Annotated in this window: 19 protein-coding genes and 1 pseudogene; 7 read left to right on the top strand and 13 right to left on the bottom strand. The window is 33.4% G+C overall.

Annotated features, from left to right (window positions below):
- Positions 1-342: 342 nt before the first annotated feature.
- The 4 genes from POF52_RS26260 (at position 343) to POF52_RS26275 (ending at position 4,229) form a co-directional block, all read left to right on the top strand.
- Complete coding sequence (locus POF52_RS26260) at positions 343-465, top strand: FbpB family small basic protein (protein ID WP_268587541.1); 123 nt, start codon at positions 343-345, stop codon at positions 463-465.
- Positions 466-925: 460 nt separating this feature from the next.
- Complete coding sequence (locus POF52_RS26265; protein ID WP_271996375.1) at positions 926-1,942, top strand: DUF3231 family protein; 1,017 nt, start codon at positions 926-928, stop codon at positions 1,940-1,942.
- Positions 1,943-3,425: 1,483 nt separating this feature from the next.
- Positions 3,426-3,776 carry an ASCH domain-containing protein gene (locus tag POF52_RS26270; protein WP_192998513.1) on the top strand — a complete coding sequence of 117 codons (351 nt, stop codon included), beginning with the start codon at positions 3,426-3,428 and terminating at the stop codon, positions 3,774-3,776.
- A gap of 12 nt (positions 3,777-3,788) precedes the next feature.
- Positions 3,789-4,229: a DUF2269 family protein gene (locus POF52_RS26275; RefSeq protein WP_192998514.1), complete on the top strand. Its 441-nt coding sequence runs from the start codon at positions 3,789-3,791 to the stop codon at positions 4,227-4,229.
- A gap of 346 nt (positions 4,230-4,575) precedes the next feature.
- On the opposite strand, the gene POF52_RS26280 is transcribed toward POF52_RS26275, so the two are convergent.
- Positions 4,576-5,130: an HPP family protein gene (locus POF52_RS26280; RefSeq protein ID WP_192998515.1), complete on the bottom strand. Its 555-nt coding sequence runs from the start codon at positions 5,128-5,130 to the stop codon at positions 4,576-4,578.
- Between the two features lie 464 nt (positions 5,131-5,594).
- Positions 5,595-5,867 (bottom strand): annotated as a pseudogene (locus POF52_RS26285) (nitric oxide dioxygenase); the annotation flags it as partial.
- 1,120 nt (positions 5,868-6,987) lie between these two features.
- On the opposite strand from POF52_RS26285, the gene POF52_RS26290 reads away from it, so the two are divergent.
- Entirely contained in the window at positions 6,988-7,869 is an 882-nt protein-coding gene (locus POF52_RS26290; RefSeq protein ID WP_192998517.1) for a LysR family transcriptional regulator, read from the top strand.
- Between the two features lie 88 nt (positions 7,870-7,957).
- On the opposite strand, the gene POF52_RS26295 is transcribed toward POF52_RS26290, so the two are convergent.
- The 4 genes from POF52_RS26295 to hmpA all read right to left on the bottom strand — a co-directional run bounded on the left by POF52_RS26295 (position 7,958) and on the right by hmpA (position 10,742).
- Complete coding sequence (locus POF52_RS26295) at positions 7,958-8,239, bottom strand: hypothetical protein (RefSeq protein ID WP_192998518.1); 282 nt, start codon at positions 8,237-8,239, stop codon at positions 7,958-7,960.
- 232 nt (positions 8,240-8,471) lie between these two features.
- Positions 8,472-8,636 carry a hypothetical protein gene (locus tag POF52_RS26300; protein WP_271996381.1) on the bottom strand — a complete coding sequence of 55 codons (165 nt, stop codon included), beginning with the start codon at positions 8,634-8,636 and terminating at the stop codon, positions 8,472-8,474.
- 60 nt (positions 8,637-8,696) lie between these two features.
- Positions 8,697-8,924, bottom strand: coding sequence for a helix-turn-helix domain-containing protein (locus POF52_RS26305; protein ID WP_192998520.1), 228 nt, complete (start codon positions 8,922-8,924; stop codon positions 8,697-8,699).
- 597 nt (positions 8,925-9,521) lie between these two features.
- The gene (gene hmpA / locus POF52_RS26310) at positions 9,522-10,742 is read right to left on the bottom strand and encodes an NO-inducible flavohemoprotein (RefSeq protein ID WP_192998521.1); all 1,221 of its coding nucleotides are present in this window, start codon (positions 10,740-10,742) and stop codon (positions 9,522-9,524) included.
- Between the two features lie 447 nt (positions 10,743-11,189).
- On the opposite strand from hmpA, the gene POF52_RS26315 reads away from it, so the two are divergent.
- Entirely contained in the window at positions 11,190-12,029 is an 840-nt protein-coding gene (locus POF52_RS26315) for a COG4705 family protein (RefSeq protein WP_192998522.1), read from the top strand.
- A gap of 254 nt (positions 12,030-12,283) precedes the next feature.
- Here POF52_RS26315 and POF52_RS26320 read toward each other — a convergent pair whose 3' ends face one another.
- The 4 genes from POF52_RS26320 to POF52_RS26335 form a co-directional block, all read right to left on the bottom strand.
- The gene (locus POF52_RS26320) at positions 12,284-12,595 is read right to left on the bottom strand and encodes a hypothetical protein (RefSeq protein ID WP_226897803.1); all 312 of its coding nucleotides are present in this window, start codon (positions 12,593-12,595) and stop codon (positions 12,284-12,286) included.
- A 381-nt stretch (positions 12,596-12,976) separates the two neighbouring features.
- Positions 12,977-13,447 (bottom strand): hypothetical protein, encoded by a 471-nt coding sequence (locus POF52_RS26325; protein WP_192998523.1) that lies wholly within the window; start codon positions 13,445-13,447, stop codon positions 12,977-12,979.
- A 285-nt stretch (positions 13,448-13,732) separates the two neighbouring features.
- Positions 13,733-14,578: an STAS domain-containing protein gene (locus POF52_RS26330; protein ID WP_271996386.1), complete on the bottom strand. Its 846-nt coding sequence runs from the start codon at positions 14,576-14,578 to the stop codon at positions 13,733-13,735.
- A gap of 21 nt (positions 14,579-14,599) precedes the next feature.
- Positions 14,600-14,995, bottom strand: coding sequence for a hypothetical protein (locus POF52_RS26335; protein ID WP_271996387.1), 396 nt, complete (start codon positions 14,993-14,995; stop codon positions 14,600-14,602).
- Positions 14,996-15,302: 307 nt separating this feature from the next.
- Here POF52_RS26335 and POF52_RS26340 point away from each other — a divergent pair, with 307 nt between their 5' ends.
- The gene (locus POF52_RS26340) at positions 15,303-15,575 is read left to right on the top strand and encodes an HU family DNA-binding protein (protein ID WP_050690234.1); all 273 of its coding nucleotides are present in this window, start codon (positions 15,303-15,305) and stop codon (positions 15,573-15,575) included.
- A gap of 178 nt (positions 15,576-15,753) precedes the next feature.
- Here the strand turns inward: POF52_RS26340 and POF52_RS26345 are convergent, their stop codons facing one another.
- The 3 genes from POF52_RS26345 to POF52_RS26355 all read right to left on the bottom strand — a co-directional run bounded on the left by POF52_RS26345 (position 15,754) and on the right by POF52_RS26355 (position 20,432).
- A complete protein-coding gene (locus POF52_RS26345; protein WP_271996391.1) occupies positions 15,754-17,175 on the bottom strand; it encodes a DHA2 family efflux MFS transporter permease subunit in 1,422 nt (473 codons plus the stop codon).
- Positions 17,176-17,746: 571 nt separating this feature from the next.
- The gene (locus tag POF52_RS26350; RefSeq protein WP_271996393.1) at positions 17,747-18,025 is read right to left on the bottom strand and encodes a hypothetical protein; all 279 of its coding nucleotides are present in this window, start codon (positions 18,023-18,025) and stop codon (positions 17,747-17,749) included.
- A gap of 214 nt (positions 18,026-18,239) precedes the next feature.
- Complete coding sequence (locus POF52_RS26355; RefSeq protein WP_271996395.1) at positions 18,240-20,432, bottom strand: alpha-galactosidase; 2,193 nt, start codon at positions 20,430-20,432, stop codon at positions 18,240-18,242.
- Between the last annotated feature and the right edge of the window lie 44 nt (positions 20,433-20,476).

Below are 20,476 nucleotides of genomic sequence, written 5' to 3' on the forward strand. Positions count from 1 at the left end.
AAAGTGTCCCTTATTCGGGCTTTTTCACTTGAGCACTTTGTCAGATTTTCTTACTATTAAATCATTTCTTTTCGTCTTTTAGTATCATCACTCATGAAGTTCTGGTTTTTGTACCAAGAGTGGAGGAGATAGTTGAAAAAATACCGAGATATTGGTATTATAACTATTTTTTTGCAAAAGACCCTGAAGGAAATCTTATTGAAATTCAAAATGGGAGAAAATAAAAAGAATATACCTATTTTGTACGAGAACCAGTGTAAACAGTGAAGTTGTTTTATTACCTGAAATTCCCTAGATAAGGTATAGTTAAAGCGATCCACTATAAAAGAAAGAAGTGCTAACATGCGTAAGCATACAAAATCATTTGAAGATCTAGTAAAAGAGAATAAAGAAGAATTACTTAAAGATAAACAAGTAATTGAAAAACTTATAGAAAAACGCCATGAAAATATAAAGCTAGCTTAACACAGCTAGCTTTATTTGTAGTTTATAGAGCTAGTTACCATAATGTGCGTTCTAGGTACTTAATACTTCTAAGATACCTCTTTAATCTACATGATATAATTAACAAAAACAGGAATTTTAAAAGGGGCTGAGCTTATTGTCAGGAGGTATTATACTGGGTATCATCATTGTATTAATTATATTTCTAGCTATGGCTAAAACACTAAAAGACACCCAAAAAGACCATGAGAAAAAGAGACGTTAACTTTATGAATACCATACATAAAGTTAGTTTACATATAACGTATTATAGGTAATCAAAAATTGCGTCTTTGGTTTTAAAAGAAAAAAATACATCTTTGCGAATATACTAGCTAATCAACAGTGAAAAAGTCAGGGGTAAAGCCCCTGACTCATAATATACTGGTTTCCGTAAAGAATATATTTATGTCTAAAATTATTCTTTTGGAGGAAACCATGTATGACTAAGCATCAGACACAACTTACCTCATCCGAAATAGCTTCTATTTGGACTGGTTACATGAATGATAGTATGTCCAAATGTATATTAAGTTATTTTCTAAAACAAATAGAAGATGAGGATATTCGTCCAGTTATTCAATTTGCATATGACATTTCGTTTACCCATTTAGAAAAACTGACGAATATTTTTCAGCAAGAGAAATTACCCATTCCAACAGCCTTCACTATGGGACATGATGTTAATTTGAATGCGCCACGTCTTTTTACAGATTCTTTTATGCTCACATATATTAATCACATGGCGAAAGCAGGCATGTTAGCTTATAGTGGGTTTGTTTCAATGAGTGCTAGAGAAGATATCCGAACGTACTTTATAACAGGACTTCAAGAGGTATCGGCTTTGTTCAATCAAAGTTCACGTACTGCACTTTCAAAAGGAGTATTCATTCGATCTCCCTATATAGCCTATCCAACAACAACCGATTATGTAGATAGTAAACAATATTTAAGTGGCTTCTCCTTTTTTAGTAAACAACGGCCATTGAATACAATGGAAATATCCCATTTATTCATGAATATTCAAACCAACGTCATAGGTGCTAAGCTTTCACTGGCATTTGCTCAAACATCCCCACGAAAGGATGTTCAAGACTGGATGATAAGAGGGAGTAAAATCGCAGAAAAACATACTCAAGTTTTCGCTAAAGTTCTTCTTAATAATAATATACAATCGCCTATTTCATCAGATATTGCTATTAGTGATTCAACAATACCAGCATTTTCGGATAAGCTTACCATGTTTCATATGAGCTTTCTAACTGCAGCAGGATCAGGAAACTATGCAACAGCAGCTGCAGCAAGTCAAAGAAGTGACCTTTTTTTGAGTTATGAAAGATTATCGTTTGAAATTGCCCAATATGCTAAAGATGGCGCTGATATCATGATCAGCCATAACTGGCTTGAGCAACCACCTGGAACAAAAGACAAGGAACAACTAGCTAGGAAAAAAGAATAAAGCTATATATTTAGAGCAAACTACTCCAGATGCGACAAAGCGTCAACACAACATTGTGGTTACTGTATAGAAAAAGGCTGCCTCTTCTGTCTGATAAGAGGTAGCTTTTTTCTTTTTTAAAGATATATACCGTATACAAACCTAGTCTACATAAGATCAATAAAGTATAAAATCTCCTCAATAGGGTAGACTGCTAAAGTTCGCTTGATCATATACAATACCTGTTGTATGTAAATAGCTTTATTTCTTGTTGCAGTTGCAGACTTCCTAACAAGTCTGTTTCTTTTTATTTAATAATTACAAAATTGAATAATGAATAACGTCTTGAGCAAACTACTCAAGACGCCGTGAGGCATCCAATAATCCAACACGAATCTCTTCTCCAAGAGCAGAAAAACCAACCTTTAGGACTCAGAGGTTGGTTTTTCGGTTTTTTAAGCTGTATATGGTATGCATTTGTAGTTAAGTCGGGTAAGCGAGGGGCATCACTGCCCCTGACTCCCCTAAGAACCTTACGTGAGCCTTTCAACTCATACGGCTCAAGCCTCCCATTGCAGGTCCATTTGCTGTCGTATCTTCATCACATACCATAATGGTAAGTAAAACGTACGCCGACGCTCCGAGTGGAGGTATACATAACAGTACGTTTCTTTCGTCAAAAGATAGCCACAACCTTATGTGCCTACGAGAGACCAACAAGAAGTCAGCTCCCTTTCGGGCCTATCATGGGTTTGTCCGTAAGGATGATAGTATCCGTCCAGTTATACAGTTTCCTGCTTTCCTGTTCCCTTTCGAAACAACAGCATTCGCTTTCTCTCGTATCCTTTACCCTCTGTCACATCGTTTGATTTTACGACCTCCCTACTGTTTACACAGATGACAAAGGGCTTACCAAGTTCCGCATCTTATAGATACGACGAGGTTAGGTGGGTTCTTTACTCCGGGCAAGATACGGGACGCGTCACAGCAGCATTATGAATCTGCTTTACCTCTTACCAATACCCAGACAAATCTGTGCACTATCCTGAGCTAAAATTTACGAAGCTTATAAACCTTCACTAATGTTCACCATACTCATCTTCCCCTAGCAGTGTTCCGAGTCGTGCACTGACTCTCTGTTTCCGCATTTCCGCATGCAACCCACGAGCCCGTTACCAGGCCCGCAGTTTTGGACGGGGATAGTTTTTGCGTCTAAACCAGTGGCGTAAGCCACACTATATAAAAGCGACTTCTTGTCGCACCATAATGGATTTTAGCGGAATACGCAATTAAAAAAGAGGGAATTTAGAGGGAAATGAACATCCGTAGATTAAAGGGGGAACTTATTTAAAGAAAAAGCTCTATTATTAGATCATCGAATAAGAAAAGGGATAAATTATAACAGATTTATTAGAGGGAATTTCAAACTAATAAATTCAAGTGAAGTTTGTTATTGGAAGTGTGATACATTAAATAAGAGACAAGAAATGAAAGGAGTTTTTTTATGAATAATTATGAAGCACAAAATGAATTACCACCAAAAACATGTACAATCGATCGACTTGTAACGATGCCGGATGATGTAAATAAAGTACTCAAGGGCAGCAAAACAGCAACCCGTCGAAATGGAAGGTATGCTGATGTAGGAGAGATAATGGTCTTAGGGGATAAAAAGTTTATAGTGGAACGGGTTTATTCTCAATCACTAGGTGAATTAACGGATGAAAATGCTCGCCAGGAGGGCTATGATACGGTAGAGGAATATAAGCAATCTATTTTATCTTATCATCCTGGAATGCCCTGGCTTCCTCAAATGAGAGTATGGGTGCATGAGTTCAGATCAGTTAACGATTGATAGGTAAAAGAAATGGATTGGTTGTACCGTATATTAGTATATATTCATATTTCTAGTGTCATTTTATCTATTGGTCCTTTCTTTATTCTCTTACCACTCGTTAAAAAACTACATAATTCAAGAGAAGAAGAAACGAATGCCTATTTGAGCACATTTCAATCTGTCGTTAGGCTCGCAAAACATACAGGCCATGTTCTTGTTATCACAGGGATACTCCTTGTTATGTGTGGTCCATGGACATGGACTACTCCGTGGATTATAATGACACTGATTTTCCTCTTTTGCTCATTGTTCTTTCTGGCCCGTGCATTTTCCCCCACGCTTCGAAAGTACAAGGAGGAAGGGCATAATAAAAAAGAACTGGCAACTAAACTAAAGCAATCTATTTGGATTTACATCATTCTATTAATGACTATGCTTTGGTTTATGGTCGGTAAGCCGACTTTTTGGTAAAATATCTTACAATTTTCTACAAAGTAAGGAATAGTTAAAATATTTGATTATAAATAGTTTAACTATTTATAATCAAATTGGTAAGAGTGGTTCTGATTCAAAAACTTCAGGTTACTTACAATTATCTTGGGATTTTTGAATCAAAACCCTCGTTAATGTTTACTTTCCAGGAACTGCTCTTTATTACAAGAAAAGCATCGTAACGCCCCATATGGCTGGATAATTCCATTCAAAAAGCCATTTATGCAATATATTTCTTTCATACATATAGTACAACTTCCAATAAACTCTTCCATTTTTTAAATCACCTCTTTAACATAGGATCTTTGTTTCGCTATATTCACCTTTATAACCAATGATTTGGATATTGCCTTGATTGAAATAAATTATTATAAATAATTGAGATAACTACTATCAGTAGGGAACCCAATAGAACAGGAATAAGGAATCCCCAACCTACTTGATTGTTAACAGCAACGAGTGCACTAGCTGCTGCTGGAGGATGCATCGTTTGTGTAAGGGCCATTAGAATTAATACAAGAGCTAATACGAGACCAAGAGTGAATAAACTTTTCCCTAATAAACACCAAATAATAATAGCAAAGGTAGTGGCAAGCAAATGCCCTCCAACTACATGTCTTGGTTGAGAAAGAGCACCCTTATGAGCACCAAATACTAAGATACAACTCGCTCCAAGGGGAGCTAATGCCATAGGATAGCCTAGATGAATAGCCATAAAACTAACCGTAATAATAGCAATAAGTGCACCTGCAGCTGAAATAATAGAATCAATATAATCAACTTTAGCTTCTTGTCTAATCGTCCCTTTCATTTTTTTTAGATATGCAGCTAATCCTATGCTTGAGTGATGACTCCAATTCTTTTCAAGTTTTTTCTCCATTTTAATATCCTATTATCCTTTCTAACTAGTTTGGCAAGTACTTTGTCAAAACTTCTAACATATAAAGTTATTTTATAAGAAAACCCTGATTATTTAAATGGATATCTGAATTTTCATTGTTTTTTAGATCTAAAAATTAAATTGAATTTATTTAATGGTTCGAATTTATATTGTAAAGTGTACAAAAACGAGTGAAACAAAGAATAAAACTTTAAATAAATGTGAATTACCGAAAGAAAAGATTCATTACGAAGTATGTAGTTATTTTAGGATAAGAGTTAGGCTAGACTAGGCCTATTATCAGTTAAATAAATTTATTAAAAAGCCTAGTTTCAGTCTCATCAGGCTTGAAACTAGGTATCTATTATCATTCCTACCTTATTAAAAAAGCATTGTTTTCTATTCTTATTAACCCCTACTTTTGCATCTAGATAATAAGGTATTTTTATACTTAATTAATCATCCTATAGATTTACCGCAGATCCAAAATATTCAAAGTGAATATGTTCCGAATTAACACCTAACTCTTTCAAACTTGTTACAATAGAACGAAGGAATGGAACTGGACCACAAATATAGTAACCTGCTTCACCGTCAATAACTTTAGTTTTTAACCATTCCTCGTAAATATATCCTTGTTTACCAAAATGAATATCCTTTACATCTTCTTCAGAGGGGTTTACATAAACGAAGGATAATTGATAATTCGCTAATATGCTCTTCAAGTTTTTTAATTCTTCCTTAAATACTTGAAGGTTTCCATTTCAGGATGCCACCTATCCAATTTATTACTCAATTATATGATTACTTATATAAACCATAAGTAAATCACCATAACCTAATGTAAAGCAATATAGTATAGTAGCTTCAAACGGATAATCAATGAATCCACTTATTAAAACTGTGAACCCCACTACTAATAAATAAGTGCTTATTAATTTCGTGAATCGTTTCTTATCTTTAATATGAAATTGCTTCCATCCAGATAACCATCTAATATATTTCTTTACACCAATAAGGTAATAAAGAAAAAAGAACAAAAATGCTAAACAAATTAAACGATAATTCATGTATAAAGACACCTCTTTATAAGAAATGGTTATTTTCAAAGCTTTATAAAAACACAAAGAGTCAATTTGTTCCTCCGTATAATAGGTTTCTCTCTTTTTAATACTTTATATCGTTCCCTTTTATTATCATTCTTTTTCTTGTTAAGTATTTTAAATTTAATTGTTCTTATTTAGGACTCTTATAAAAAAAATCATCATATGCATGAAAAATCTCTATAACTTGATAACCTATGAGAGATATTGCTGTTAAAGAAAAGAAACCCATAATAAAAAAGCGAATCCACATAATTTATCTTCTCCTTTTGCTAGTATGTCGTTAACCATTTTCTTGGCTCTCATCCAACTTGGTATAATTACCTATAACATATTTATCTCATAAATAAAGTAGGATTTAATATTCTACTTGAACAATTATAGATCTACTTCATCATGTAGTAATATCGAAGATTAAGTAGGTTACTAGATATCACTCTGGAACTAAAGATAGATTATCTTACCTTCGTTATTAAAAGAATAAATGTTATTTACCCTATAAACTTTCATATTTTTTGCTGTGCAAATAATCGACATAATGAAGTATGTATGGAACCTGAAAAATAAGCCTATTATTTGCTATGATGGTAATTTTAAAGATGAAATATAGCTTTACATATATAATTTACCGACCTTTACTATACTTTGTTCTATTATTAAGAATCCTAAAAGTATCTTATCAATATTTATGTTATATGAAAAATATATTTATTGTTATAATGTTATATATATTGCATATGATTGGGTGATTGACATGGATATTAAACAACTAAAATATTTTAAAACCATTGTAGATGAAGGAGGGATTTCGAAGGCTGCCCAAGTGTTACATATGGCACAACCCCCACTTAGTCAACAACTTCAGCGTTTAGAAAAAGAACTTGAAACAACTTTAATTAAACGTTATACCCAGCAATGGGAGTTAACTGAAACTGGAAAGATATTGTATAGTCATGCTGTGCAGATGTTGCAAGAGAGCAAGATCATTAAACAGGAAATTAAAGAAATGGAAGAAGGACTCAGGGGAACTTTATCTATCGGTATAGCTTATACCTGCGGTTCTTATCTAGTTAAACACCTAAATGCTTTCAGGGAAGCTTATCCAAATATATTTATTAAAGTCTGGCAAGGTGACTCCTCTCATTTAGAAGAATTGCTAATTGAACAAAAAATTGAATTTTCATTGATGCTTCTTCCCCAAAGATTAGAAAATTACCAGGTGACATGTTTGCCAGAAGAACCCTTTGTGCTAGTAGTCCCTCTAAGTTGGAAAGAGCGTTTTTCAAAAAACACTGTAAATTTAAAAGATATTATAGAATACCCCTTCCTTATGCTAGGTCATATGAAAGGATACTCTGTTTACGAAAATATGTTGAGTAATTTTCATAAACATCAATTTTCCCCCAATATTGTAATGGAGTGTAAAGATATTTCTACATTACTTTCTTTAGTTGCCGCCGGGGTAGGTATCTCAATTGTCCCAAAATCGGGAATTCAGGCAAGTTTTAAACATGATATTGAAGTTTTTGAAATAGAAAACTTCCAGCTCTACATTGAGCCAGCTATTGTTTCACTTAAAAGAAATAGTCTTACCAAGGCTGCAAGATATTTTTTAAATCACTTTACAGTTGAATAAGTACCAGTCTATTTAGAAAAGTGAATTTCAAAGCAAACATTTTTTCTAATCAAAAAAAGAGCTTCTAGGGAGCTCTTTCTAAAAATGATTATTCAATAATATGGTTACTTATATACACGGTAAGTAAATCGCCATAACCTAATGTAAATATATAAATGATAGCGTTTTCATAAGGGTAATTTACAAAGCCACTTATTAACAAGGAGATACCTACTACTAATAAGTATGTTCCTACTAACTGAGCAAACCTTTCCTGGTCTTTGACCCGAAATTGTTTCCATCTTGATAGCCATCTAATATGCTTTTTTATTCCAATAAAATAGAAGACAATAAAAAATACAAATGATAAACCAATTAAATGATAATCCATTAGAAAGACACCTCTTTACAAGAAAATGAGTATCTATACTAAAAAGTATATCATAATGTGTTGTTATGTTCTCTATCTGATGAAAATCCACCAATTAAATGACAATTCATTGCTAACTCTTTTATTCCTATTTTATAGAAGGCTAAAATAGGAATAAAAATCATAAGTTTTCTGTAACTAGACTAGAGTATGTAGACGTATTATTAGGCCATTAAGGAAAGATTCTTTCCTTTTATTTTATTATTATTTCTTCTAACATCTTCTGTAAGTTCTGTTGGTTTTTCCGAATTGTTTCAACTTCTTCATTTAGCTTTTCTAATTTTTCCGTCATCGGCTTTAAAGATTCTTCAAGCATTACTTTTAATCGAATAGTTTTTTCGCTTTCTTTTACATCCACTATTACTCGCTCCTTTTGTAAAATAAATTAACTTATCCTACATTTGTCAATTTATTTTCCTTAATGTTTGTTTTGATTACTTTCTATTAAATGAGAATGAATTTCTTTCAATTGCTTTTCATCTAAATTAAAGGCATCTGTAATTTTATTGTATAGGTTTTCGGTTATTCTTCTTTTACCAACTTCCACTAAAGCAATTAATGAAAAACTACAGTTAACTACTTGAGCGAAATTACGTTGATTCATGTTGTAACTTTTTCTTATAAATTTAACCATCTCTTTATCCATTTAAATTCCTCCTATATAAAAATCATGACAATGAATATCCCATATATTAATTGCAACCCTAAAAAGTAAAGAGAAGTTATAAAAATTAAAACTCTCAGATAAGAAATCTATTGAAATTGAATAGAACAATACTATGGATATAATTAGCATCAATAATATAAGTTAAGATGAAAAGTTTTTTGATTTGAGACCCTTCTATCTTCATAAATCAGAAAACTACTCGATTAGCTTAACAAATTTTCAAACATATCAAAAATATTATTTTTCTTATAATATTATATGTAAAAGATTATAAAGGCGCTTATAGACATACTTAAATCTGTTCTATAGTGAAGGAAGCTTCATAGAAACATCCTGTTGAGTATTTTAAATCATCATTATTGATTAAGTTACATTATCAATGGGAACTGTCCGATTAATCACAAAAGCGATTAAGAACTAAAAACAATCCCTCTATTTAGATAGTAAGTCATGTATATCCTACATGTATCTAGTCTATATAAGAAAGGATATCGAGAATATCAAAAGCCCCTGAAATTCACAAAGATTTCAGGGGCTTGACCTGTAGATAATTAAACGCATTGGAGGTCACTTTATTTACTTTTCTCCTAAAATGGCTACAGGGCTAAATACCTCATAATGAATCTGTTCGTTTGGTACATCCCATCTATGCAATGCTTTCAGAATGGCTTCCATAAAAGGAATCGATCCACAGAAGTAAAAACCGGCTTCTTTTGAAGGAACAATCGATTGCAACAACTCTAAATCAACGTAACCTTCTTTATCAAAATCATTACCAAGTTGATCTTCTTCACTAGGTGAACTATAGCAGGTGAAGGAGGTGACATTTTCGTTATTACTATCTAATTGGGCTACATGTTCTTTAAAAGCATGTGTTTTCCCATTGATGGCTGCATGAATAAAGGTAACCTGCCGTGTTGGCTGTTTTTCTACGATGGTATTGAGCATACTAAGCAAAGGTGTAATTCCTATTCCTCCACTAATGAGTACAACAGGCTGATCGCTATCATCAAGCACGAAATCTCCAGCTGGAGCTGAGAACTTAAGCGTACTTCCTGTTTCAACTTGGTTATGTAAATAGTTTGAGACAATCCCTGCTGGGGCACCATCATGTGCATCTTCTCTTTTTACACTGATTCGATAATAATCTTTTCCAGGTGCTTCAGAAAGACTATAATGACGAATATGCGTGTATTTCTCTCCAGGAACAGCTGCTGCTAATGTAAGGTATTGTCCTGCTTTATAAGAGGCAATGGCTTTCTCATTTTTAGGTTTTAAGTAAAAAGACGTCACATTCTCACTTTCTTCTACCTTTTTATCAATATAAAAGCTTCGATATCCTTCCCAACCTCCAGGTTGGCTCTCTGTCTCTTTGTAGAGATCTTCTTCTAGCTCAATGAAAGCATTGGCAATATACCCGTAGGCTTTTCCCCACGCTTCAATAATATCGTCTGAAGCTGCATCTCCTAAAACATCCTTTACTGCTTGAAGTAAGGTTTCACCAACAACCGGATATTGTTCTGCTTTTACACCTATCGCGCGATGTTTCTGTGAAATCCTTTCAATGACGGGTTTAATGGCTTCTAGATTGGTTATATGTTCTCCTGCAGCGTATACCGCATAACCTAAAGCTTCCTGTTGAATCCCTCTTTTTTGATTTGTTTGATTAAACATATTATATAAATCTGGTGCCTTTTCAAATAATAACTCATAAAATCTTTTCCCAATTTGTTTACTATGCTCTTTCAAAACAGGCACTGTTGATTGAACGATCTCAATTGTCTTGGAATCAAGCATGTTACATCATCCACCTTTTAAGAAGTTTGTAATATGTATCAGGACGGAATACTTCAATTAATATACCTAAACTTATCCAATCCTATACGATTTTGAAAGTCTATAGATAATATTCACATCTAAGAAACGTTTTAAAACATCGTTCATTTTTTGATTTAGATTATTTTAAGGTGCACCTGATATATACCTTAGTTAAGATAATAGGTTTTAACGAAAGAGATATATTTAATGAAACAACTTTATTAACGGATATTCCTACTTTGTCCTAATTGAGTCCCTAAAATATAACAATCAATTTAGAACCAATAGATAATATATTTTTTATGAAATTCTCATATTATTCTCATCTTAATTTCATCCCTGTCTATTAAATTAAATTTATGAAACACATTAAAACAAAAAAGAAAAATAAGAGTGAACACTAAAAAGACAGGGGAGGCGTTATAAATGGATTTCAATTCAGAGGTGGAAAATAATGATGTCAACTCGCCCCAATTGGAAAACACTTCGAATTCTAATTCTCTAACAAAGCGAATACTGAATAAGGTACCTGAAGTGACGATTTTCTTTTGGATTATTAAAATTATGGCAACTACGGTTGGAGAAACAGCTGCTGATTTTTTGAATGAAAACTTACATCTAGGATTAACGAATACAACCTATATTATGAGTATACTGCTTGCTATCGTGTTATTTTTACAATTTAAGGTAAAAAAATATATACCTAGTATCTATTGGCTAACGGTCCTATTAATTAGCATCGTGGGTACTCTCGTTACGGATAACCTAACTGATCATTTTGGAGTGTCTCTTGAGGTTAGCAATATTGTTTTTGCTCTCTTACTGTCCATTACATTTTTTGTATGGTATGCAAAAGAAAAAACACTATCTATTCACTCTATTTTCACACACAAACGAGAAGCATTTTATTGGTTAGCAATTCTTTTTACGTTTGCGCTAGGTACTGCAGCAGGAGACTTTATAGCAGAAAGCCTTCACATGGGTTATTGGAAGTCAGCCTTAATATTTGCTGTATTAATTGGAATTGTAACAATTGCTTACTATCGTTTTAAGCTTCCTGCTGTCCTTTCTTTTTGGATTGCTTATATCTTAACCCGTCCTTTAGGAGCTTCTGTAGGAGACTACCTGTCACAGCCTCATCATGCTGGTGGACTTGGATTAGGAACAATGGGAACAAGTGCAATATTTCTTTTAGTAATCTTAAGCTTGGTTATTTATCTAACTAAAACCAAAAAGGATCAAGTACCCTTTATCCATGAAAAATAAGGGTGAATATCTTTATAAAAAAATTTAGAAGCATCCATATATACCACTCTTTAACCTTCTAAAGAGTGGTATAAGTGCGTTTAATTAAAGTGAATTAATAAATTTTTAAGAAATAGTTAGTAACATTGTAAATAGCATGACTATTGGTAGGAAGGTGTAGATTTGATACGTTGTTTAACGTGTCCAGTATGTCGATTTCGATCCAACTGGTAATATTCCTATGACTGCACCTAATTTCTCAGAATTATAATGGGTTAATTGAGGTCACTTTTGCTAGTCGATACCCATTCAGATATTTCATCAAAAATATTCTGAACTTGTTCCTTATTTAAAACTTCAACTTTTTCCCAAACGATGGAGAGATATTCCTCTAAGTGATTAGGATATGAAAGGGATTCAGTAACAAGGGCTTTATAAAATAATGGATTACCCCCTTTATCTACTTCACCTTTACATCTATAGTTTTCAAATTCCCATCCTCTTTTGGTTTTTTTAAAATGATAAAGGTCCTTATCCCCCCATTGAGGACTGTAAATCTGCATTTTGAATCTAGATGTACTACTCAATTGTAAATACCTCCTCAAAAATATAATTTTAATAAGGCACTTTTTATCTTTACCCTTTAAACATATATTTTATTTACATCTTTTTACCGTAATTTTGGCAGTCTACTTGCGTCACTTACATAGAGCTCAACTCTATTGCAATACTTATATTTTTTCAATTTCACGAGCTTTATTATTCCTTATAAGAGGTAGTATGATTACGAAAAATGCATATAATATATGGTGTAAAAGCAGAAAAATACTGCCTCTTCCCAATTAAAAGAGGCAGTATTTTTCTATTCGTTGAATGGTAGTCGTTAGGTGACGCTCTATTGCATCTTGGATAGTTTATTCCAAATATAAAATTTTAATCATTTTATCAAATAAAACGATCCCAGCACACTAGGCTCTTTTAGTAGATAAATTATTATCTTTTACATACATTTCATAATGCCCATTTACATAACTAGTTACCTTTAGATTAAGTAAAAGGGCTTTTAGGTTAACTAGTTCAGAATCTAATCCGTACTCTCTTGCCATATCTTCAATCTTCTTTTTGATAATTTGTATATTATTTTCTAAATCAGTTACCGTTTTTTCACTGTATTGGAAGGGAACTTCATCTACAACTTCTGTAATTAATTGATTTTGTCCTTCGTATTCTGATTTCCCTTTAATTGCAGCCTGTTTTCCAATCAATACAGCCTGCTCTTTTATGTCTGATAGAAGAATCATTAAATCGATTCGTTTACTCATAGGTATATCTTGTTTATCAAATATGGAAATGATCTTTGTTTGATAGTCATCCATAGTTGTATGTAGTTGATATTTTGCTTCTCGAATTACTTCTTCCTGATTTTTAATAAGTATCATTTAAAAATTCCCCTATCATCTTCATATATATCCTAATTAAGGATATATATTTGGTATCCCTTAATAAAAAGAAAGAAACAAATCTTCAACAAATAAAGACATATTTCTTCTAGAATCCCAATCCAGTGTATTACTTTACCCTTTGTGTTGAAAAATAAACATAAAAAAAGAAACTAATTATTACAGAAAGAATGAATATATGATTACCAATAACGGTGATTGCATCAACTAAAGATGTATATGAAATTCATTTGCCTTTTATTCATCCAAATTGAATAAGAACATTTATTCTAAAGTATCTATAGTTAAATTTAAACCAAGAAGTGCTTGCTCTAGATTTGCTTTTATCGTTATTTTACTAAAATCAATTCCAAGTTGGATCATTGTTTGAGAAACTTCAGGACGAATACCAATTAATATCGTTTTTACCCCAAGAAGACCTAATGCGTCTACAATTTTAAAAATTTGATGAGCAACCATGGTATCTACAATCATCACTCCGGAGAGGTCAAATAGCAAATGTGATAATTTTAGTTCATTAGCTTTTCTCAGTGTTTCTTCTAGTAAAAGCGCTGCTCTTTCCGTATCTACCTCTCCAATGAGAGGGAGTATAGCAATACCTTTGGTGATTGGAACCACCGGTACGGATAATTCAAGGAAAGCACTCTTTGCTTTTTTTAGTGTTTCTTGATGAATATTTACATACGTCAAACTAAAAACATAAACAGCTTTATCTAATAAAGGGTCAATGATAGTGATTAATTCAAATATTGTGTCTGTAGGTATATTATGATCTCTTATTTCTTCTTTAAGGACTTCCCATATGAATTTTCGGTAATAGGTCGTATCTTCTAAAGCCTCACTCAGAGAAATACCTAGATTTGATGCAAATTCGCCTGACTCTTTTGCCCATTTCACTATTTGATCAAAAATTGTTTTTTGATCAATTTTTCCCATGAGAGCCTGCCCAAAATAACTGATGAAGTTTGCTCTCAATTCAATAATTTCTTCTTTTGTAACATTGACGTCTTTTACTTCTTTAAGATTAGCCAATCTATGCGTATGTACCATTTGTGCAATTTTATATTTTTTTTCTAAGATTTTTTCTCCTAGAAAGTGCAAATTATCCATTTCAAATTAACTCCTGTTCTTTTAGCCGTTTAGATTGCTATTTTTATTTTTAATTTTCAAAGATAAATTTTTGAAAATTTTCAACCTATCCTCTAAGCTACTTCTCAAGATAATATTTAAAATTAGTAGGGTAAATGCAAATAAAGATGCTATGAAAAATATAGGTGTAAAAACCGGAAATAAAATAAATACAGCAATTACTGCAATAATGGTGAAGGTTAAAAAATTAAGTATTTTCTTATTTAACTTATTTGTTCTTTCTAAAAGCTCTTCATTTCTCTTGATATACTCTTTAATTTTTTCTGGACTCTTCGCAATATAGTCCTTTTCTAATTTTTTATTCATCTTACTGATTCCTTGAAACACAATAATAATTGCTAAGGTTGTGATAAGAGATATAATAACATAGTTTGGCATTTAAATATCCTCCTGCTCTTTTTCAGTTAAATTATAAAATCAGAAGCGCTCAAATTCACGAAGAATAAGGGGAATACCTGTGAATGAATAGTTAACTGCGTCACAGCGCTTCTCAGCAACACAATATTTTTTATTGTCCAACTTAAACAGGTTTCGTTTCGCCACAGAGCTAATCTCAAACATATTTTTTATCATATATTTTTCACATCACTTTAGAGAAGGAACGTATGTTTGACCAGTATATAGAAGATATGATATATTCTTTACCTATACATACTATATCCAGTAAGAAACGAGGTATTTAACTATGAAAAAAGCTGAATTAATCGATGCAGTTGCAACAAAAGCAGAACTAACAAAACAAGATTCGAAAAAAGCTGTAGACGCTTTGTTTGAAACGATTTCTAATACACTTGCAAAAGAAGAAAAAATTCAACTAATTGGATTTGGGACATTTGAAGTGCGTGAACGTGCAGAGCGTACAGGCCGTAACCCTCAAACAGGTGAAGAAATGACGATTCCAGCTTCAAAAGTTCCAGCCTTCAAGCCAGGAAAAGAATTAAAAGAAGCTGTTAAGTAAACTTCTCATATTAATGGTTCAGTTAAAAAGCTCTACCAATTCTACATGATTTTTAGATAACGTAGTAGACAATAAAAAACCTTTGCTTATTAAAGCAAAGGTTTTTTAACATTTTTGGAATAAGAGATATACATTATTAAAGATGGACCTACATGTTAAATCTCTCTTTCATTTAGACTTATATTGCCTGCTTGTTTTTCTCCAGTTCTTTTTCTGGCAACTTACTTCCTTTAATAAAGAAAGATATAATAACGCCTACTAAGGAGAGAATAGCAATGACGATAAACGCCACATTAGCCCCATACATATCCGGATGGGCGATTTCTGGTCGTTGTTGAGCAGTCTCAGCAGTTCTAGTCATTACGGTAACAAGAATTGCCGTACCAACCGACGCTGCAATCATTTTCATGGTATTATCCATGGCTGCTCCATGAGGAATTAACCGTTTGGGTAACTGATTTAAACCAGCAGTTGCGACTGGCATCATTACCATCGATAAGCCGAACATCCGCACTCCATACAAAACCGTGATGTAAGTAAAAGATGTAGAGGGATTTAAATTTGCGAAGGCAAATGAAGACCCTGTAATAATGATTAAACCAGTAAGTGCTAGCCATCTTGCACCTATTTTATCAAAAATCCTTCCTGTAATAGGTGACATAAAGCCAGTAATTAGTGCCCCAGGTAAAAGAGCTAAGCCAGCTTCAAAAGCTGTAAAGTCCCTCATGTTTTGCATGAACAGTGGGATAATCGTCTCTGCACCAATCAACCCCATAAAAACAATCATTCCAACAAGCACAGTTAACGGAAAAATAGAATTCTTAAACACTCGAAACTCAAGCATAGGATGTTCTAGACGTAATTGTCTTGTAATAAATAATACAAGTGCCAGTACTCCTACCCCTAGCGAAGTAAGTGTGCTGATGGCTATCCAACCATCATTTCCGGCGCACGTAAATCCATAGAGCAGGCCTCCGAACCCCAATGAAGATAAGATAACCGACAGAATATCCACCTTTGGTTTCGTTACCTCTGTTACATTTTTCATTACAAAAAATGCAACTATGATATCGATAAGAGCAATCGGCAGAATAATGAAAAACAGGATCCTCCAAGAATAATGGGAGGTTACCCATCCTGATAAAGCTGGACCAATAGCCGGTGCAAAAGACATAACAAGCCCAACTAACCCCATGGCTGCACCACGCTTATTAACGGGAAAAATCATTAAGAATACCGTTTGCATAAGTGGGAGCATAACGCCTGCTCCACTTGACTGTATGACCCTCCCGAGTAATAGGAGTTCAAAGTTAGGAGCGATTCCTGCCACTAATGTTCCAAAGGCAAAAATACTCATTGCCGATATAAAGAGCTGCCTTGTTGAAAAACGTTCTAATAAAAAGGCACTCACAGGGATCATAATCCCATTCACGAGCATAAATACAGTCGTAAGCCATTGGGCGCTATTTGCCGTAATATTCATTTCCTTCATAATAGGTGGGATAGCCGTAATCATAAGTGTCTGATTCAATATAGAGATAAAGGCCCCTGCTAGGAGAAGAATTACAATAGTAGATTGTTTATAACTTGTGGTTTCCATTCTTTCGTTTCACAACCCTTTCTTTTTTTATAATATGTATTTTTGTAACTATAGATTACTAATTTCACCCCAATCCCCCCTATAAAATTGCTTTATAATAACCAACAGTTGACTAATAATTTGCGCTAGTGATAACTGTTGTTCTATTGTTCGTTTTAAAGTTTCCTCTTTCTTATGTTTGGTATTTTACTACCTTATTTAATTCGCATTCAACGTTTCTGCCTTCTTTATTAATCAACATAGGCAATATTATATTCAAGTAAGGCTTATATGATTAATAGTAGACAGCTTGCCTATAAAAGATATAAATAATTACCTTTACGTAAAATATAAAATTAATTATTAATTAGATTAAATAATATAAATGCTTTAGGTAAGTAGATATTCATTGTGAGTATAAAATTTACTTTTGATACATTTTACACCTTAAAGAGATTAATTTGTTCATTAACTTCTCATATAATAAGATAGAAGAAACTTGTCAAAAGAAAGAATGTATCAAATTAGGTAATAACCTGGACTTTATCCTTATTAGTTATGTGTTTCAGTATCAAATGATTGTAAAGTCTTACTAGCTTATCAATTTCTCTTTCCATATGACTTTTGATTTAATTTTAAGGAGTATAGCATCTCTAAATCTTCTTTTAAGAACTCTTAAACTAGAGCTATATACCATCTCTTCCTTTAAGTAATACTTTGTTTCTCGATTATTTTTTGTATAAATATTACCATCGAAAGACAATGTCATTTTATAAAGAAAATTATTCTGTTGTTCGATAGTAGCTTGATAAGTACCCACATAACGACCTGATTGACTATACCCTTTTATTTTCCCTTCCCATTTCCCCATAAGAATGATCATCCCTTAATAGAAAGTAAAGTAATATTGAACTGAGTTTCAAAAAGCACCCTAAATATATTCCGCCTATTTTCTCCTTATAATCATATAAAATTAACAAATTATTAATCTTACAAAAAGCACCGATGACTGACATAGCAATATGTACTGTCATCGGTGTTATTAAAATGAGGGTTATCTTATATATTCCGAATATTAGTTTGAATTAAAGTGCTTTCAAACGGTAAACAACGCTTTGAAAATCTCCCTTTAGTTCTGCAGGAATACTCAAACCAATATATTCAAGTTCATCCCCACCATATACACTGTTTGTTTCTACCACTCTATACTTTTTGGACGGGTCAAGCCCTCTTACTTTAAAACTTTCAAATGGTGCATTTGCTTCTGCCAGTACACGGAAATAAAAAATCATTGCTTCGGTTTTATCTTTATTCACAAATGACCATGCTGTTTCATTTCCTTCAAATGGACTGAGTAAACGATAGAAATCACCAAATTGAATCAACTGTCGAACCTCTTGATATTTACTCACTTGTCGTTTCACAATTTCTTTCTCTTCCTCAGTTAGTTTCGTTAAATCAAGCTCATATCCTAGGTTTCCAGACATGGCCACATCTCCGCGCATGTCAAGTGAAGTATATCGATGAACCTGATGGTTTGGCACATCGGATACGTGTGCGCCCATCGCACTGATTGGGTAGACAAGACTAGTACCATATTGAATTTTTAACCTTGAAATCGCATCTGTATTATCACTTGTCCATGTCTGTGGCATGTAATAAAGCATACCTGGATCAAATCGGCCTCCACCACCCGAACAACTTTCAAATAAGATATGTGGAAAAGATGATGTAATTTTATCCATTACTCTATATAAACCAAGCATATAGCGATGTGCTGTTTCTCTTTGCTGATCAGTCGGTAGTAAAGCAGAACCAATTTCTGTCATATGACGATTCATATCCCATTTCACATAAGTAATGGGTGCACTCGCTAATACATCTGAAACCATTTTTATTAGGGCGTCACAAACATCTTTTCTGGATAAATCTAATACCAACTGATTTCGACTTTCTGATCGACTGTAATTTGGTACATGAAGACACCATTCTGGATGTTTTCGGTAAAGATCACTATCAACTGAAATCATTTCTGGTTCGAACCATAGCCCAAACTGCATATCCATCTTTCGAATACGATCTGCTAAATCCCCTAGGCCATTTGGAAGTTTTGCTTGATCCACGAACCAGTCTCCTAACGATGTTTTATCATCGTCACGTTTTCCAAACCATCCGTCATCTAACACGAAAAGTTCAATTCCTAACTCTTTACCGACTGTGGAAATTTCCTCAATTTTGTCTGCATCAAAATCAAAGTAGGTTGCTTCCCAGTTATTCACGAGAATAGGTCTTTCTTTATCACGGAACTCACTTCGGCAAAGGCGGGTACGATACAGATCATGGAAAGTTCTGGACATATCTCCTATCCCTTGATGGGAATAAACCATTACTACTTCTGGGCATTGAAAGGCGTCACCTGCCTCAAGCATCCAGCTGAAATCAAATGGATTAATTCCTAAAGACACACGTGTATTTTTGAATTGATCTACTTCAGCCTGCGCTACAAAATTCCCACTATAGACCAAATTAAAAGCAAAGACTTCTCCTGTATCTTCCGTGGCATTTTTTCTTAACAGTGCAATAAATGGATTTTGTTGATGACTGCTCGCTCCCCTACGACTTTCAATAGACTGCATACCTGTACGAAGGGCATGTCTATCTATATATCGTTCTCTTACATGAGCACCGGATAGGTGAAGAAAATCAAAATCTGCATCACGGAAATCCACATTTGCACTTAATGCTCGTAGTAACTTAATGGTACTAGAGCCTTCATTAACAATACATGCTGTTCGTGTAATAACGTTACGTTGTTCATAAACAGTGTAAGCTACTACAACCTTTATGTAAGACACAGAATCTTCTAAAGTTATTTCTAATGTTTCTGCTTCATTTTCGCTTTCTACATAAGTAGAAGGCAACCCTTCAAGACCCTGTTTTCCCTTCAAAATACGATGATGCTTGTAACGTAAATCGGTCACCGTAGTACCATTCTCCAGCTGTATTTGATAAGCAGGTGTTCGGAAATCTGTAGTCCCATAACCTGGATACTCTTGTGGTAATGTATCTAATGAAAATGTTCGGTCCGTTGAAGGATAGGGATTACCTGAAAAGCCCCTATCCATAAACTGCAGTTGATTTGAATGATGATATTCTTTTACTTTTCTCCCCCAATACAGGTGAGATAGGTAACCATCCCCTATAACTTGCATCACGTAACTTGTATCTTTACCCTGTAAATGAAACAATTTATCCTTTTCATTAAACTGAATTCCCATAAATATATCCAACTCCTATTTCATTATATTTCTACGTATAAATA

Origin of the sequence: Priestia sp. AB (genome assembly GCF_028369225.1) — a bacterium.
GTDB lineage: Bacteria > Bacillota > Bacilli > Bacillales > Bacillaceae_H > Priestia > Priestia megaterium.